The organism is Microbispora sp. ATCC PTA-5024, from assembly GCF_000511135.2.
Lineage (GTDB): Bacteria > Actinomycetota > Actinomycetes > Streptosporangiales > Streptosporangiaceae > Microbispora > Microbispora corallina.
Genome location: NZ_KI866525.1, coordinates 893,167 through 908,681, shown reverse-complemented (window position 1 = coordinate 908,681; position 15,515 = coordinate 893,167). Strand labels below are relative to the sequence as shown.

General features: G+C 73.0%; 9 protein-coding genes. 7 read left to right on the top strand and 2 right to left on the bottom strand.

Features of this window, described 5'->3' with window-relative positions:
• The first annotated feature begins 154 nt into the window (after positions 1-154).
• From yicI to MPTA5024_RS30020, 5 genes are all read left to right on the top strand, one after another.
• Positions 155-2,437 (top strand): alpha-xylosidase, encoded by a 2,283-nt coding sequence (gene yicI, locus MPTA5024_RS30040; RefSeq protein ID WP_036330581.1) that lies wholly within the window; start codon positions 155-157, stop codon positions 2,435-2,437.
• Between the two features lie 24 nt (positions 2,438-2,461).
• Positions 2,462-3,775: an ABC transporter substrate-binding protein gene (locus MPTA5024_RS30035; RefSeq protein WP_036330579.1), complete on the top strand. Its 1,314-nt coding sequence runs from the start codon at positions 2,462-2,464 to the stop codon at positions 3,773-3,775.
• Between the two features lie 66 nt (positions 3,776-3,841).
• Positions 3,842-4,732 carry a carbohydrate ABC transporter permease gene (locus MPTA5024_RS30030; RefSeq protein ID WP_036330577.1) on the top strand — a complete coding sequence of 297 codons (891 nt, stop codon included), beginning with the start codon at positions 3,842-3,844 and terminating at the stop codon, positions 4,730-4,732.
• Positions 4,729-5,613, top strand: a complete 885-nt coding sequence (locus MPTA5024_RS30025) for a carbohydrate ABC transporter permease (protein WP_232326698.1) — start codon at positions 4,729-4,731, stop codon at positions 5,611-5,613. Before MPTA5024_RS30030 ends, MPTA5024_RS30025 begins: the two co-directional genes overlap by 4 nt.
• A gap of 35 nt (positions 5,614-5,648) precedes the next feature.
• Positions 5,649-8,585, top strand: a complete 2,937-nt coding sequence (locus MPTA5024_RS30020; protein ID WP_036330576.1) for a glycoside hydrolase family 3 protein — start codon at positions 5,649-5,651, stop codon at positions 8,583-8,585.
• Between the two features lie 120 nt (positions 8,586-8,705).
• On the opposite strand, the gene MPTA5024_RS30015 is transcribed toward MPTA5024_RS30020, so the two are convergent.
• Both MPTA5024_RS30015 and MPTA5024_RS30010 read right to left on the bottom strand, forming a co-directional pair.
• A complete protein-coding gene (locus tag MPTA5024_RS30015; protein WP_036330575.1) occupies positions 8,706-10,769 on the bottom strand; it encodes a hypothetical protein in 2,064 nt (687 codons plus the stop codon).
• A gap of 6 nt (positions 10,770-10,775) precedes the next feature.
• A complete protein-coding gene (locus tag MPTA5024_RS30010) occupies positions 10,776-12,911 on the bottom strand; it encodes a protein kinase domain-containing protein (protein ID WP_084370105.1) in 2,136 nt (711 codons plus the stop codon).
• A 71-nt stretch (positions 12,912-12,982) separates the two neighbouring features.
• Between MPTA5024_RS30010 and MPTA5024_RS42790 the strand changes: the two genes are divergently transcribed.
• Positions 12,983-14,488 carry a serine/threonine-protein kinase gene (locus MPTA5024_RS42790; RefSeq protein WP_051458840.1) on the top strand — a complete coding sequence of 502 codons (1,506 nt, stop codon included), beginning with the start codon at positions 12,983-12,985 and terminating at the stop codon, positions 14,486-14,488.
• A gap of 2 nt (positions 14,489-14,490) precedes the next feature.
• A partial coding sequence (locus tag MPTA5024_RS42785) for a serine/threonine-protein kinase (RefSeq protein ID WP_198167469.1) occupies positions 14,491-15,515 on the top strand: 1,025 nt, incomplete at its 3' end.

Sequence of the window (15,515 nt, the reverse complement as noted above, 5' to 3'; positions counted from 1 at the left end):
ACCGGGAATTGCCGACACGTTACCCGAAACTGGAACAAATCGGAATGTAGGGCAGAAAAATGGACGAGGAACGATCCTCCTCAGACCGTTGACGTTTGTTGGGATGGACGGCAAACTAACTCCACAATCGCCGGATGAAGCCAGGAGTGCCGCGATGCCGTACCGTCCCCCGTTGATCGCCCGCGAGTTCTTCGTCGCGGACCCACCCGAGCTTCCCGTGCGGGCGGACGGCGAGGAGGGGCTGTCGGCGGTGACGCGCGCGGAGGTGGTGGCCTCCGACGCGATGGGCGTGACGCTCAAGGGCTCGACCTCGGCGGACGAGACGCTCGTGGTGCAGCTTTCGGTGGCGGGGGAGGGGGTGATCCGCGTCCGGCTCTCGCAGGACGCGGACGCCCGGACCCGCTCGGCGCGGGCGATCGACATGGTGACGCCGGGCCGCTACGCGGGGGCGGCCGTCGAGGCGGGGCACAGCCGGGTGGTGCTGGACGCCGGGTCGCTGCGGGCCGAGGTGCGGCTGAGCCCCTGGAACCTGCGCTTCACCGACCGCGCCGGGCGGACGCTGGTGGAGCAGGACCCGGGCCGGCCCGACATCAGCGGCCGCCTGCGAACGCTGCCGTTCGGCCGCTCGTCGGCGGACGGCGCCGTCGTGGCCTACCACGAGACGTTCCTGGCCCCGGCCGACGAGGCGTTCAGCGGGTTCGGCGAGTCGTTCACCCCGCTCGACAAGCGCGGGCAGCGGCCGCTCATGTGGAACTTCGACGCGTTCGGCGCCGAGTCGCAGCGCGCCTACAAGAACGTTCCGTTCTACCTGTCCAGCCGCGGGTACGGCCTGCTCGTCGACAGCGGCGCCCCGGTCGAGTTCGACATGTGCCAGTCGACGCACAGCGCCGTCCAGATCGTGGTTCCGGACGACCTCATCGACTACTACGTGATCGCGGGGCCCACGCCGTCCGAGGTGCTCGCCCGCTTCGACGGGCTGACCGGCAGGCCCGTCCTGCCGCCCAAGTGGGCGTTCGGCACGTGGATCTCCTCCGGCTTCTTCCGCGACAACCAGGAGCGCGTGCTGGAGCGGGCTAGGAGGATCCGCGAGCGCGGCATCCCGTGCGACGTGCTCCACCTGGACACGTACTGGCAGACCGAGAACCACTGGTCCGACCTGCGGTGGGACCCGCGGAGCTTCCCCGACCCGGTGGGCATGCTGGCGAGCCTCAAGGAGCAGGGCTTCCGGGTCTGCCTGTGGATGAACCCGTACGTCTCGCACCTGAGCCCCGCCTTCGCCGAGGCGGCCGAGCGCGGCTTCTTCCTGAGGAGGCCGGACGGCGAGGTCTACGTGGCCGACTCCTGGCACGGCTCCCACCCGGCCTGCGGCATCGTCGACTTCACCGATCCGGCGGCCGTCGAGTGGTTCCAGGGGCTGCTGCGCGACCGCCTCCGGGAGGGCGTCGACGTCTTCAAGACCGATTTCGCCGAGGGCGTCCCCGCCGACGCGGTGGCGTCCAACGGCATGCGCGGCGCCGACCTGCACAACGTCTACACGCTGCTGTTCAACGACGCGGTGGCGGCGGTCACCCGGGAGGTCGCCGGGCACGGGCTGGTGTGGGCGCGCTCGTCGTTCCTCGGCGGCCAGCGGCACCCGGCCCAGTGGAGCGGCGACGTGGACGCCGTCTACCCGTCGATGGGCAGCACGATCCGGGGCGGCCTGGCGCACGGCCTGTCCGGCGTCCCGTTCTGGAGCCACGACGCGGGCGGCTTCACCGGCACCCCCACCCCGGACCTGTACATCCGGTGGGCCCAGTTCGGCGCGCTGTCCCCGCTCGTCCGGTTCCACGGCACGACGAGCCGTGAGCCCTGGGAGTTCCCGCCGCACGCGGAGCGCGCGGCGATCGAGGCGCTCCGGCTGCGCTACCGGCTCATGCCGTACATCTACTCGGCGGCGGTGACGGCGGCGGAGACGGGCGCACCGATGATGCGCGCGCTGTGCGTGGACTTCCCCGACGATCCGGTGGCGTGGCAGGCGGACCTCGAGTACATGCTCGGGACCGACCTCCTCGTCGCCCCCATGACCTCGGCCGACGGCGCCCGGAAGGTCTACCTGCCCTCGGGGGTGTGGGTGGACTACTGGACCGGCGAACGGGTCGACGGCGGCCGGTACGTCACGGTGTCGCCGCCGCTCGACCGGATCCCCCTGTTCGCGCGGCACGGCGCCCTGATCCCGGTGACCGAGCCGGGCGACACGGTGGCCGAGAACCCGCGGGTCACGCTGCTCGCCTTCGGCGTCCCCGAGGGCGAGAGCCGTACGACGATCAGGGACCTGGACGGGGACACGACGGTCACGGCGGTGCGGGACGGCGACCGGCTGGTCGTCACCGCCGAGGGCCCCAAGCAGATCGAGGGCGTCGAGTTCGTGGGCCCCGGCGCCCCGGTCGTCATCAACTAGCACCCACCCCCTGGAGAAGGACCCATGTTCAGGACAAGCAGGACGGCGGCGCTCGCGGCTCTGGCCGCGGCCGCCCTGGCGCTCTCCGCGTGCGGCGGCTCATCGGATTCGGGCTCGTCCGGCGGCGGATCACAGGGCAAGACCCTCACGCTGTGGCATTACGAGGGCGCGGACAGCGCGATGGGCAAGGCCTGGGCGGAGGCCGTCAAGGAGTTCGAGGCGAGCCACCCGGGCGTGAAGGTGAAGTTCGAGGCGAAGGGCTTCGAGCAGATCCAGAAGACGGCCGGCATGGTCCTCAACTCCGACCAGGCCCCCGACGTCATGGAGTACAACAAGGGCAACGCCACGGCGGGCCTGCTGTCCAAGCAGGGCCTGCTCACCGACCTGTCCGAGCAGGCGGCCAAGCGCGGCTGGGACAAGCTGCTCAGCCCCTCGCTGCAGACCACCGCCAAGTACGACCAGCGGGGCATCATGGGCTCCGGCAAGTGGTACGGCGTGCCCAACTACGGCGAGTACGTGATGGTCTACTACAACAAGGACGCGTTCAAGAAGCAGGGCATCGAGGTGCCCACCACGTTCGACGAGTTCACCGCGGCGCTCGACAAGTTCGTGAAGGCCGGCATCACGCCGATCGCCACCGCCGGCGCCGAGTACCCGGCGCAGCAGATCTTCTACCAGCTCGCGCTGACCAAGGCCGCCCGGCCCTGGGTGGACTCCTTCCAGCTCTACAAGGGCAAGGTCGACTTCCACGGCCCCGAGTTCACCTACGCCGCGCAGACGTTCGCCGACTGGGTGAAGAAGGGCTACATCGCCAAGGACTCGGCCGGCCTCAAGGCCGAGGACATGGGCGTGTCGTTCATCGGCGGCAAGTTCCCCATCATGATCTCCGGCAGCTGGTGGTACGGCCGGTTCCAGTCGGAGATCAAGGACTTCCAGTGGGGGTCGTTCCTGTTCCCCGGCGCCCAGCTCACGCCCGGGTCGAGCGGCAACATCTGGGTCGTCCCCGAGAAGGCCAAGAACAAGGACCTCGCCTACGACTTCATCGACGTCACGATGAAGAAGGAGGTCCAGAACCTGCTCGGCAACTCGGGCGGCGTCCCGGTCGCCGCCGACCCGTCGGCCATCCAGGACGCGAAGAGCAAGGAGCTGATCGAGAACTTCAACAAGCTCACGACCTCCGACGGCCTGGCCTTCTACCCCGACTGGCCGGCCCCGGGCTACTACGACGTGCTGGTCTCCGGCGTCCAGGAGCTGATCAACGGCACCAAGCAGCCGGCCCAGGTGCTCGACGAGATCGCCCAGCCGTACAACGACAACCTCGCCGACATCGGCAACTAGCCGAACATCCCGCGGTGGGGGCGACCTCTGACCGGCCCCCACCGCAGACCCCGAAAGGCTCTGCTCATGGCGCCAATCGAGGCGCGGCCGCCCCGTCCCCGCGGGAGGGGCGGCTACTGGCCCTACCTGATTCCCAGCGCGCTGCTGTTCCTCGCGGTCATCGTCGTGCCGTTCCTGATGAACGTCGCGACGAGCTTCACCCGCTGGTCCGGGGTCGGCACGCCCACGTGGATCGGGCTCGACAACTACACGAAGCTGCTGCGGGACGAGCGGTTCTGGACCTCGTTCGAGCACAACGTCGCGCTGATCGTCGCGATGGCCGTCGTGCCGACGCTGGCCGGGCTGGTGCTCGCGGCCGCGCTGTTCGACTACATCGGCAGACGGTTCGGCGCGCGCACGGCGTCGGCGCTGCGCGCCGCCTACTACCTGCCGCAGGTGCTGCCGGTCGCCATCGCCGGCGTCGTGTGGGGCTGGATGCTGCACCCCTCGTACGGCGCGGTGAACGAGATCTTCGGCCTGAAGGTCAACTGGCTGGGCGACCCCGACTACGCCCTCGCCACGGTCATGGCCGTCATGGTGTGGTTCCAGCTCGGCTACCCGGTCGTCATCTTCATGGCCGGGCTGCAGCGGGCCGACCCCGCGCTCCACGAGGCCGCCGAGATCGACGGCGCGTCCTGGTGGCGGCGGTTCTGGCACGTCACCATCCCGCAGATCCGTCCGGAGATCTACGTCGTCCTGCTCACCTGCACGATCGCCGCCCTGAAGGTGTTCGGGCCGATCTTCGTGCTGACCAGGGGCGGACCCGGCAACGCCACCATGGTCCCGTCGTACTTCTCCTACCTGAACTTCTTCGAGAAGGTCAACGTCGGATACGGCTCGGCCATCGCCACCGTCCTCGCCCTGATCATCGTCGTGGTGACCTTCCTCTTCCTCCGCGTCCAGGAGCGTGAGCCGTGACCGCCGGCCGTGTCGTCAGCGCTCCCGCCGCCCGCGTGCGCGCCGCCCGCCCCGCGGTCCACCGCGCTCCGGGACGCTGGGCCGTGCTCGCGGCCCTCGTCGTTCTCGCCGGCGTGATGCTGTTCCCCTTCCTCATCGTCGCGCTCAACGCGTTCAAGTCGCCGGCCGAGTACTCCTCCGGCAACCCGCTGAGCCTGCCGAAGGGGCTGTACCTGCAGGGCGTCGTCGACTTCTGGAACCGGGTCGCCTTCGGCGAGAAGCTCTGGAACAGCTTCCTCATCAGCGCCTCCGTCGCGGTCGCGGCGGTCGTGCTGTCGATCCTCAACGCGTACGCGCTGGGGATCGGCCGGGTGCGCGGCAGGCTGTGGGTGCTCGTGGTCTTCCTCGTGGGCAACACGCTGCCGCAGGAGGCCCTGGCCTACCCGCTGTACTACCTGTCCAAGCAGGTCGGGCTGTACGACAGCAAGCTCTCCGTCATCCTGATCTTCACGGTCATCCAGGCGGCCTTCGGGACCTACCTGCTGTCGTCGGTGCTGGGCCAGTTCCCCCGGGAGATCCTGGAGGCCGCCGCGCTCGACGGGGCCGGACGGTGGCGGGCGCTATGGCGGATCGTCGTGCCGATCAGCCGGCCGACCCTCTACGTGCTGCTCATCTTCTTCTTCATCTGGACGTGGAACGAGTTCTTCCTGCCGCTGATCTTCCTGATCTCCAACGACAACCAGACCGTGCCGGTCGCCATCGGCGTCCTGCAGGGGGAGAAGATGATGGACGCCACCATGTCCAGCGCGTCCGCGCTGCTCGGCATCGTGCCGGCCGTCGCCTTCTTCCTGATCTTCCAGCGGACGCTCACCAGAGGAGTCACGGTGGGCGCCGTCAAGTAATCCCCCCGCGCGTCACTACCTGACCTGGAGGCGCAATGTCCCTTCGCCGGCCCCTGTCGGCGGCGGCCGCACTCGCCGTGGCGCTGAGCCTGTTGACGGCTCCCGCCGCGGCGGCGGACGACTTCCCCTTCCGCAACCCCTCCCTCCCCCTCGACCGGCGGATCGACGACCTGCTCGGCCGGCTCACCCTGGACGAGAAGATCTCGCTGCTGCACCAGTCGCAGCCGGCGATCCCGCGGCTGGGCATGCCGTACCACAAGAACGGGACCGAGGCCCTGCACGGCGTCGCCTGGTCCAACGACGACGAGCACGACTGGGCGCAGACCTTCGCGAGCGGCACGGTGTTCCCGCAGGCGGTCGGCCTGGCGAGCACCTGGGACCCGGACCTGGTCAAGCGGGTCGGCTCCGCGGTGGGCGACGAGGTGCGCGGCTACAACTCCGTGAACCCGGTCGTGTGGGGCACCCAGGTGTGGGCGCCCGTGGTCAACCTGCTGCGCGACCCCCGGTGGGGCCGCAACGAGGAGGGCTACTCGGAGGACCCGCTGCTGACCGGCGCCGTCTCCACCGCGTACGGCAAGGGACTGGAGGGCGACGACCCCTTCTACCTGAAGACGGCGCCGGTGCTGAAGCACTACCTGGCCAACAACAACGAGTACCAGCGCAGCCTCACCTCCTCCAACCTGCCGCCGCGGGTGAAGCACGAGTACGACGAGGCCGCGTTCAGGCCCGCGATCAGCGCGGACGCCGCGACCGGCGTGATGGGGTCCTACAACCTCGTCAACGGACGGCCGAACACGGTCAACCCCGACCTGGACGACGTCGTCCGCTCGTGGACCTCCAAGGACCTGTACAACGTCAGCGACGCCTGGGCCCCGCACGCGCTCACCGACCCCGAGCACTACTTCTCCAACGAGACCGAGGCGTTCGCGGCGGCGCTCAAGGCGGGCATCGACAGCTTCACGGTGGACGACAACAAGCCGGCCACGATGACCGCCCTGATCAAGGACGGGCTGGCCAAGGGACTGCTGACGGAGGGCGACGTCGACAGAGCCGTCCGCCACGACCTGTCGGTCCGCTTCCGTCTCGGCCAGTTCGACCCTGACGGCGGGCCGTACGCGAAGATCGGCAAGGAGGTCATCGACAGCGCGGCCAACCGGCGGCTCAACCGCGAGGCCGCGGACAAGGCCCTGGTGCTGCTGAAGAACTCCGGCAGGCTCCCGCTCGACGCGGCCAGGACCAGGAAGGTCGCCGTGGTCGGCCCCCTGCAGAACACCCTGTTCCGCGACTGGTACGGCGGCCAGATGCCGTACCAGGTGACGCCGTTGCAGGGGATCAAGGAGCGGCTGGGCGCCGGGGCGAGCGTCACCGGGACCGACGCCCTCGACCGGGTGGCGCTCAAGGACGTCAAGAGCGGCAGGTACGTCACGGTGACCGACGCCGCCACCCCGGTGAAGGTGTCCGACACGGCGCCGGCCGCGGCCTCGGAGTTCGACGTCACCGACTGGACCGACGGCGTGTCGACGCTGCGGAACGCCGGCAACGGCAAGATGCTCACCGGCAACTGGGGCACGTTCCTCGCCAGCTCCGACAACCCGGACGGCTGGTACGTGCAGCAGCAGTTCAGGCTGGAGAAGCAGGACGACGGGACCTACCTCCTGCACTACGCGGGCTACGAGGTCAACGAGAGCTGGTGGTCGCTGGGGGACTACGTCACCGTCGGCGCCGACGGCACGCTCGGCTTCGGGTCGAAGGCCGACGCGGCGCACTTCGCCAAGGAGGTCGTCAGCCGGGGCGCCGACGCCGCGGCCGCCGCGGTGAAGGGCGCGGACGCGGCCGTCGTGGTGGTCGGCAGCAACCCGTGGGTCGCCGGCCGGGAGAACCACGACCGCACCGGGCTGGAGCTCGGCGAGGGCCAGCAGGACCTGATCGCCGCGGTCACCCGGGCCAACCCGAACACCGTGGTGGTCCTGGAGGACGGCTACCCCACCACGATGAGCAAGGTCCAGGACCGGGTGTCGAGTCTGCTGTGGACCACCCACGCGGGGGCCGAGACCGGGCACGCGCTCGCCGACGTGATCTTCGGTGACGTCGACCCGGCCGGGCGGCTCACCCAGACCTGGTACAGGTCGGCCGCCGACCTGCCGGACATCCTCGACTACGACATCGTCAAGAGGGACCGGACCTACCTCTACTTCAAGGGCTCCCCGCTCTACCCGTTCGGCCACGGCCTGTCGTACACCACCTTCGGCTACCAGGGGCTCACGGCGACTCCCCGGGGCGACGGGTACGACGTGTCGGTGAAGGTGACCAACACCGGCTCCCGGGCCGGCGACGAGGTCGTCCAGCTGTACACCCACCAGCGCACCTCACGGGTGAAGCAGCCGGTCAGGCAGCTGCGCGCCTTCCAGCGGGTCTCGCTCGCCCCCGGGCGGACGACGACCGTCACCTTCCACCTGAAGACCGCCGACTTCGCCCTGTGGGACGTCACCCGGAACAAGTGGACGGTCGAGTCGTCCGCCCAGGACGTCCTGGTGGGCTCGTCGTCTGCCGCCATCCGGCAGCGGACCACGATCGACGTGAAGGGCGAGAAGATCCCGCACCGCGACCTGTCGGCGACGACGCGGGCGATCGACTTCGACGACTACTCCGGGGTCACGCTGACGGACGAGACGAAGGAGCGCGGCGACGCCGTGGCCGGCAAGGACGGCGCCTGGATCGCGTTCAGGGACGTCGCCTTCGGCAGGCCGCCGACCGGTGTCGCGGCGGGCGTCGCCTCGGCGTCCGGCGGATCGATCGAGCTGCGGCTCGGCTCGCCCACGGGAACGCTCGTGGCCACCGTGCCGGTCGCCGCCACCGGCGGCCCCTACACGTGGGCCACGGCCACCGCCGCCGTCAAGGGAGCGACCGGCGTGAGGGACCTCTACGCCGTCTTCAAGGGAGACTTCAAGCTGAAGGACCTGAAACTGAGCTGAGGACGCTCCCGATGATCCGGCCGGTGGGCGTCGCCGTACGGGGTGACGCCCGCCGGCTCGGCTGAAAGTGGAGGCCGGCACTGGCCGGGTCGCCGTTGGCTCCGGCGTGCGGCTCTCACCTCAGGGCCGGCTGTAGGCCATCCGGACCGGCCGCTCGCGGGACGCCCGGACCTCCGCGAGCGTCCGCGCCGGCCTGCCCGACAGGTCGACCGTCACCACGCGGTACAGGCGGTCGTCCACCCAGCCGCCCCTGATGAGGTGGTCGTCGTCGAACCAGCCCATCACGTCCTGGTTCCGTTCGCCCGGAACGGTGGCGGCCCGCCGTCCCGTCCGCACGTCCCAGGCGCAGACGGCGAAGCCGGTCTCGCAGCCGTAGGTCAGCAGCAGGCGGCCCGACGGGGAGAACGGGTCGTTCGCGCCGATCGGGGAGCCGGTCCAGTGCATGCTCCGCAGGACGCGGCCCGACAGGTCCCAGAACCGGGTGCCGGACGTGCCCTCGGGCGTGACGTACGGCGCGGCGACCGACGTGCCGTCGGGTGACCAGCGGAACATCCCGAAGGCGCGGAGTGACGTCGGCAGGGCCAGGAAGGCTGTGACGTCGTCCCGGTTCGCCGTCTGCACGACCCGGACGCTCCTCGCCGCCGGGTCGACGACCAGGAACCCCGCCGCGTACGGCGTGCCGGTCCCGTGGTCCAGCCCGGCGACGGTGAGCAGGAGGCGGGTCCCGTCACGGGACCAGGCCGGCCCCTCGCCCATGAAGGGGGGCGACACGAGCGGCAGCGAGAACCGCTCGCCGTCGCGCCGATCGGTGATCTGGACCGACTGGCGCGTCGACCCGGCCGCGAAGCCCTCGTTCACGGCCGCCGTCCAGCGCCCGCCGGGGGAGACCGCGGTGAAGAGGTCTCCCTCGCCGGTCTGCTGGAAGCCGCCTGAGGGTGAGCGGGTCCAGACGCCGGTCTCGCCCCGGTCGTCCGTCACCTGGTACGACGTCAGGACGACCGGGTCGCCCGGTGCCTCGTGCACGGTGGCGGGCGGCTCGGCCGCCGTCGCCGAGGCGGAGGGCGTGGCCGCGACCGGGCCGGAGGAGATCGGGGTTGCCGGGGAGGCGGAGGGTGGCGCAGGGCGGGGGGTGAGCGCGTAGGCCGTCCCGCCCGACGCGAGGGCCACCGCGAGGCCGGCGGCCGTCAGCACCAGCCCGGACGGCCTCCGCCGCCCCCCGGTCGCCGGTCCCGTCACGGTGGGCACGCCGGGGTCGTCGTCAGGGAGGGTGAGGTCGCGGTCCGGGGCGGCGGGGTCGTCGCCCGGGTCGTCGGGGTTGTGGTCGGCGTCGGGGTCGTGGTCCGGGGCGGCGAGGCCCTCGCCCGGGGCGTCAGGGTCGGCGTCGTGGTCGTGGTCGTGGTGCGGCGCGGTGGAGCCCTCGCCCGGGGCGTCGCGGTCGTGGTCGGCGGCGGGGGCGCTTCCGGGCACGATCGTGTCGAGGGCCCCAGAGTGCCCGATGAGCCGCAGGAGGGTCTCGCGAGCCGAGGGCCGGTCCTGCGGCTCCGGCGCGAGGCAGTCGGCCACGAGCTGGCGCAGGTCGCCCTCCAGCGGGTCGAGGTCGGCCGCGCCGTGCCGGACCCGTTCCTCCGAGAACGGCACACGCCCGCTCGCCGTGTACACGATCACGGCGGCCCAGCCGAACAGGTCGGCGGGCGGGCCGGCCGGATCGCCCGGCAACTCCTCCGGAGACTGCCAGAGCACGGGGTTCGGCGCCGGGGAGCCGTGGCACAGCAGGCGTGGCCCGTCCGGGCCCAGCACGATCTGGTCGGGCCGGACGTGGCCGTGCACGATGCCCGCCTGGTGGAGGGCCGCGACCGCGGCCGCCGTCGCGATGGCCAGCCGGTGCAGCGCGGGACCGGTGACCGGCGCCGTCTCGTCCAGGGAGGGGCCGTCGACGAGCTCGGTCACGACGTAGCCGGGACCCGCGTCCACGACGAGCGCGGTCCCGATGGGCGCGGCCGCGCGCAGGGCGGCCACCCGGTCCGGGTCGGGACGGCTGTCGCGCCGGTCGGGGAACCGCTTCACCGCGACCTGCTCGCCCGAGGGGGACAGGGCGGTGAAGACGGCGGGCCCGAGCCGCCCGGTCAGGCGGTACGCGCCCAGCGCGGCCGGGTCCTCCGGCGACAGCGGAACGACGGGAGGCATCGGGGGTCAGCTCCGGGTGTAGGTGAGCAGCAGGGTGTCCGCGTCGTCCTGGGGCGCGATCTCCGCGAGCACGCGCTGCTCGCGTCCGCGCTCGTCCATCACCACGACGCGGTGGGCCTGCCTCCCGCCCGGGTCCAGGACGATCAGGTGGTGGTCGTCGTACCAGCCGAGCAGGGCCGCGCCGGGGAAGGGCGTCGCGATGGACGCCTGCCTGCCGCCGGTGGCGGCGTCCCAGACGCAGAGCGTCCCGCCGCTCGGGCAGGACGTGACCAGCCGTCGCCCCGAGGGGGAGAACAGCCGGGGTCCGGAGCTCCGGCCCACCCAGTGGAGGTCCCGCACCTCGCGGCCGCTCAGGTCCCGGAACCGGACGCCGTGACCGGCGGCCGTCGTGTGGCCGACGGCGACGCCCGAGCCGCCGGGCAGCCACGCGTACGGCCCCTCGCCGCCCTGGAGGTCGTCCGTGGTGTCGACGAACGTCGAGGTCCTGGCCGAGGGGTCGATCAGGGCGAACCCCGTCGGCACGCCCTTCGTCGCCGCGGTGAGCAGGAGCCGGCGGCCGTCGGGGGACCACGTCGCCCCCTCCAGGGGCGCGGGGGCCTCCGGACGCGTCTCGAAGCGCGCGCCCGTCCTCTGATCGACGAGGGTGACGGCCCGGTCGGTCGCGAGGGCCAGCCACGCCCCGTCAGGCGACAGCACGGGGTCGGCGTCCTTCACGCCCGCCCTGGTGAACGTGGACCCGCCGGGTGCGCGCACGTAGGTGTCCGCGCCGACCCGGTAGCCGGTCAGCCGTACGGGGTCGCGGGAGTTCTCGAGCAGCGTCATCCGGGCGTGCGGAACGAGGACGCGCGCGGTGGGGGCGGGAGGAGTCGGGGGGTCGGCCGCGACCGGGACGACCTGGACGGACGGCGCCGCTGAGGGGGAGGGGGCGGCCTGCGTGCGGGACACGACCGCGTACGTCCCCCCGGCCGACACGAGAGCGATGAGCACGCCCGCCAGCGCGAGCGACAGTGCGGACGGCGGCTGCCCCCGCCGCCGTCCGCCGTCGCCTACGTGCCGGTCGGCGCGGCCGGCGGGTCCCGCGGCGATCGCACCGCCGTCCGGCTCGGGCGGCGAGGGGGCGGGCAGGTCCTGCGTCCGAACGGCCGGCGTCTCCTCCGGCGAGGCGGCCTGGGTGTCGTGCGAGGGGGCGGCCGGCGTAGTCACCGGCGTGGTCACGGGCGTGGTTACCGCCGTGGTCACGGGCGTGGCGGCGTCGTACGGCTGGGCGGGCGGGAGCGCGGCCTCCAGGTCGAGGCGGCCGGTCAGCACGCAGTGGTCGACCAGCGCGAGCAGGGCCTCGGAGGAGGCGGGCCGGTCGGCCGGGTCCCCGGCCAGGCACCGCCGCACGAGGTCCCGCAGCGGTTCGTCCAGCGCGGACAGGTCCGGCTCCTCGTTCAGCACGAGGTCCACGTCCGCGGCCGGCGTGCCCGCCTCGAACGGGTGGCGGCCGGTCGCCGCGAACGCGACGAGCGCGCCCCACGCGAACATGTCGGACGCCGCCTCCGGCGGGCGGCCGGCGAGCCCCTCCGGCGTCGGCGTGCCCAGGGCTTCGGCCTCCTGCGTCACGCTCACGGGAGAGGCGGCCAGGACGGCCGCCAGGCCCGTGCCCGACACCCGGGGGCCGTCCGGCCCGAGGATCACGGTGTCGGGAACGAGGCCGCCGTGCACCGCGCCCGCCTCGTGGAGGGCGGCGAGCGCGGTCGCCGCGCCGATCGCGAACCGGTGCAGCGCCGTGCCCGAGAGGGGGCCGTCGCGGCGCACCTTCCCGGCCAGCGTGGGCCCGTCGGCCCGCTCCTCCACGACGTACGGCCGCCCACCGAGGGTGCCCCCGTCGGACACCCGGACCAGGTAGCAGGGCGGCAGCCGGTGCAGGGCCTCCAGGCCGGCGAGGAACTCCTCCGGGTCGTCGAGATCCACCTCGTACAGGGTCAGGACGCCGTGCTCCCCGGTCTCCGACTCGGCCGCGTACGTCACGCTGCGCCCGGTCTCGGCGATCCGGCCGCGCAGCCGATGGCCGCCGATCCGCTCCCGATCGTCCGGCCGTAACGGGCTGATGGCGAGCACCTCGTCCCCCGCTTCAGGCGATCCTTCGTGGTGATCCATTATCTGGGGAGTTGGCCGGTTGCGCGGGATTTCGCCAAGCCGTCGATCACTATTTCGGTATTCTCCCCGCTATGGCCGAAACGCTGGGGGGGCCACTGGCCGGGCGCTACCACCTCCTGCATCCGCTCGGTTCGGGCGGCATGGGCACGGTGTGGCTGGCCAGGGACGCCGTCCTCGACCGCCAGGTGGCCGTCAAGGAGCTACGCGTCCCGGACGGCCTGGCGGAGCGGGACCGCGCCGAGCTCGTCGCCCGTGTCATGCGGGAGGCCGAGGTGACGGCACGGCTCCGGCATCCCGGCATCGCGGCGGTCCACGACGTCCTGCTCGAGGGCGGCAAGCCGTGGATCGTGATGGAGTTGCTGCACGGCCGCGACCTGGCCCGCGAGGTGGCCGCCCGCGGGCCGCTGCCGCCTCCCGTCGTGGCGGACGTCGGCGTACGCGTGCTGGAGGCGCTGACGGCCACCCACGCCGGCGGCGTGCAGCATCGGGACGTCAAGCCCGGCAACATCTTCCTCTCCGTCGACGGCCGGGCCGTGCTGACCGACTTCGGCATCGCCCGCCCCGCCGACCAGACGGCGCTGACCGAGGCCGGGCTGCTGGTCGGCACGCCCGGGTTCATCGCCCCCGAGCGGCTCGCGGGGGAGCCCGGCGGGCCGGCCGCGGACCTGTGGTCGCTCGCGGCCACCCTCTACACGGCGGTGGAGGGGGTCCCGCCGCACCAGGGCACGCACGCCGAGGTCATCCGCGCGACGCTGACGCAGGACGTGCGGCCGCCCCGGCTGGCGGGCCCGCTCGGCCCGCCGCTGGTGTGGATGCTCGACCGGGACCCCGCGCGCCGGCCGGACAGCGCGACCGCCCTCGGTCTGCTGCGCGAGGTCGCGGCCGGTCGTGTCCCCGAGGTGCGGCCGGACCGGTGGGCCGCGCCCGGCCGCCGTCGCCGGTGGATCGGCCTCGCCGCCGCGGTCGGCGTCCTCGGCGTCGCCGCCGCCCTGCTCGTCGCGTTGCGGCCCGCCGGGGACCGCCCGGTCTCCCGGCCGGAGGCCGCCTCGCCGACGTTCACGAAGGCCGTCGACCTGTGCCGCGCGCTGCCCGCCGCCGAGGTGGGCCGCCTCCTCGGCACGGCCCGGCCGCCGGCGGGCCGGCTCGGCCTCGGCGACTGCCAGTGGACGGTCACCGGCGCCGGCGTCGAGCTGTCCGCCGAGACCGACTCCGACACCCGCGACCCCTGGGCGCTCACCCCGGCCTCGGCCCGCACGCTCCTCGACGGCCTGCGCAGGGAGTACGCCACCGGACCCCGCGACGGCACCTGGATCTGGTACGAGATCGGCCTCGACACCAGGAGCCCGGTCACCGTGTCGGCCGCGCATCCGGTGCCCGGGGTGGCCGACGACGCGTTCGCCTCCGACACGACCACTCCGGAGGGGCGGGCTCAGGCGGCCGTCGTGTACTTCCGGCTGGGCGACCTCGTCGGCCGCCTCCAGTACGCCGACCTGGACGCCCCGTCAACGGCCGACCTGCGCAGGCGCGCGGTCGAGGCGGCCGGGGCCGCCGCCGACGGGCTGAGAGGGCTGGCCTAGCCGTGGACCTGCTGGCCGGCCGGTACCGTCTCGCCGAACCCGTCGGCGAGGGCGGCGGCGGCACCGTCTGGCGGGCCGTGGACGAGCTGCTCCACCGGGAGGTGGCGGTCAAGCAGCTGCGCATCCCGGCGGGAGTCGCCGGAGCGGAGCTCGCCGAGTTCACCGGGCGGGCCATCCAGGAGGCCAGGGCCGCCGGACGGCTCAGCCACCCGTCCATCGTCATGGTCCACGACGTCGTCCGGCACGACGGGCAGCCGTGGATCGTCATGGACCTCGTGGCCGGCCGGTCGCTCGACAAGGTGATCCGCGAGGACGGGCCGCTCCCGGCGGCGCGGGCGGCCGAGATCGGCCTCGCGGTCCTCGACGCCCTGGAGGCGGCGCACGCGCAGGGGATCCTGCACCGCGACGTCAAACCGGCCAATGTGCTGATCGCCCCCGACGGCCGGGCGCTGCTGACCGACTTCGGCATCGCCGCCCCGGTGAGCCACGGGAACGGCTCCGGCTGGCAGAGCTCGGCAGGGTCGCCCGCGTACATGGCCCCGGAACGCTTCCGGGGGGAGCCCGACGGCCCGCCGTCCGATCGGTGGTCCCTCGGCGCGACCCTGTACACGGCCGTCGAGGGGAGATCCCCGTTCCAGCGGCCGATGGCCGCCGCCCTCGTGGCGGCCGTGCTCATGCAGCCGCCGCAGCCCATGGTCCGGGCCTCGCCCGGAATGGCGTGGATCGTGCTCGCCCTGCTCGACAAGGACCCCGCCCGGCGGCCCCCTCCGGCCGTCGTACGGCAGGCCCTGCGGGCCGTCGCCGCCACGCCATCGGCCCCGGCCGGGCACCGGCCGCGCCGCCTGCTGCGGCTCGCCCTGGGCGCCGTGCTGGTGATCGTGATCGGCGTCGCCGCCGGGCTCGCGGCCTGGCGGTTCGCCTCGGGGGGCGGCGCGGCCGCGGGCGGCTTCACGAGCGCCCCCGACCCCTGCCGCGGCCTGACCGACGCCCAGGTCCGCGAGCTGCTCGGCGCCGACGCCCGTGGCGA

Excerpts from the sequence above, each read along its gene's own strand:
- yicI (WP_036330581.1), top strand. The coding sequence starts at position 155 with ATGCCGTACCGTCCCCCGTTGATCGCCCGCGAGTTCTTCGTCGCGGAC.
- MPTA5024_RS30015 (WP_036330575.1), bottom strand. The coding sequence starts at position 10,769 with ATGCCTCCCGTCGTTCCGCTGTCGCCGGAGGACCCGGCCGCGCTGGGC.
- MPTA5024_RS30035 (WP_036330579.1), top strand. The coding sequence starts at position 2,462 with ATGTTCAGGACAAGCAGGACGGCGGCGCTCGCGGCTCTGGCCGCGGCC.
- MPTA5024_RS42790 (WP_051458840.1), top strand. The coding sequence starts at position 12,983 with ATGGCCGAAACGCTGGGGGGGCCACTGGCCGGGCGCTACCACCTCCTG.
- MPTA5024_RS30010 (WP_084370105.1), bottom strand. The coding sequence starts at position 12,911 with ATGGATCACCACGAAGGATCGCCTGAAGCGGGGGACGAGGTGCTCGCC.
- MPTA5024_RS30030 (WP_036330577.1), top strand. The coding sequence starts at position 3,842 with ATGGCGCCAATCGAGGCGCGGCCGCCCCGTCCCCGCGGGAGGGGCGGC.
- MPTA5024_RS30020 (WP_036330576.1), top strand. The coding sequence starts at position 5,649 with ATGTCCCTTCGCCGGCCCCTGTCGGCGGCGGCCGCACTCGCCGTGGCG.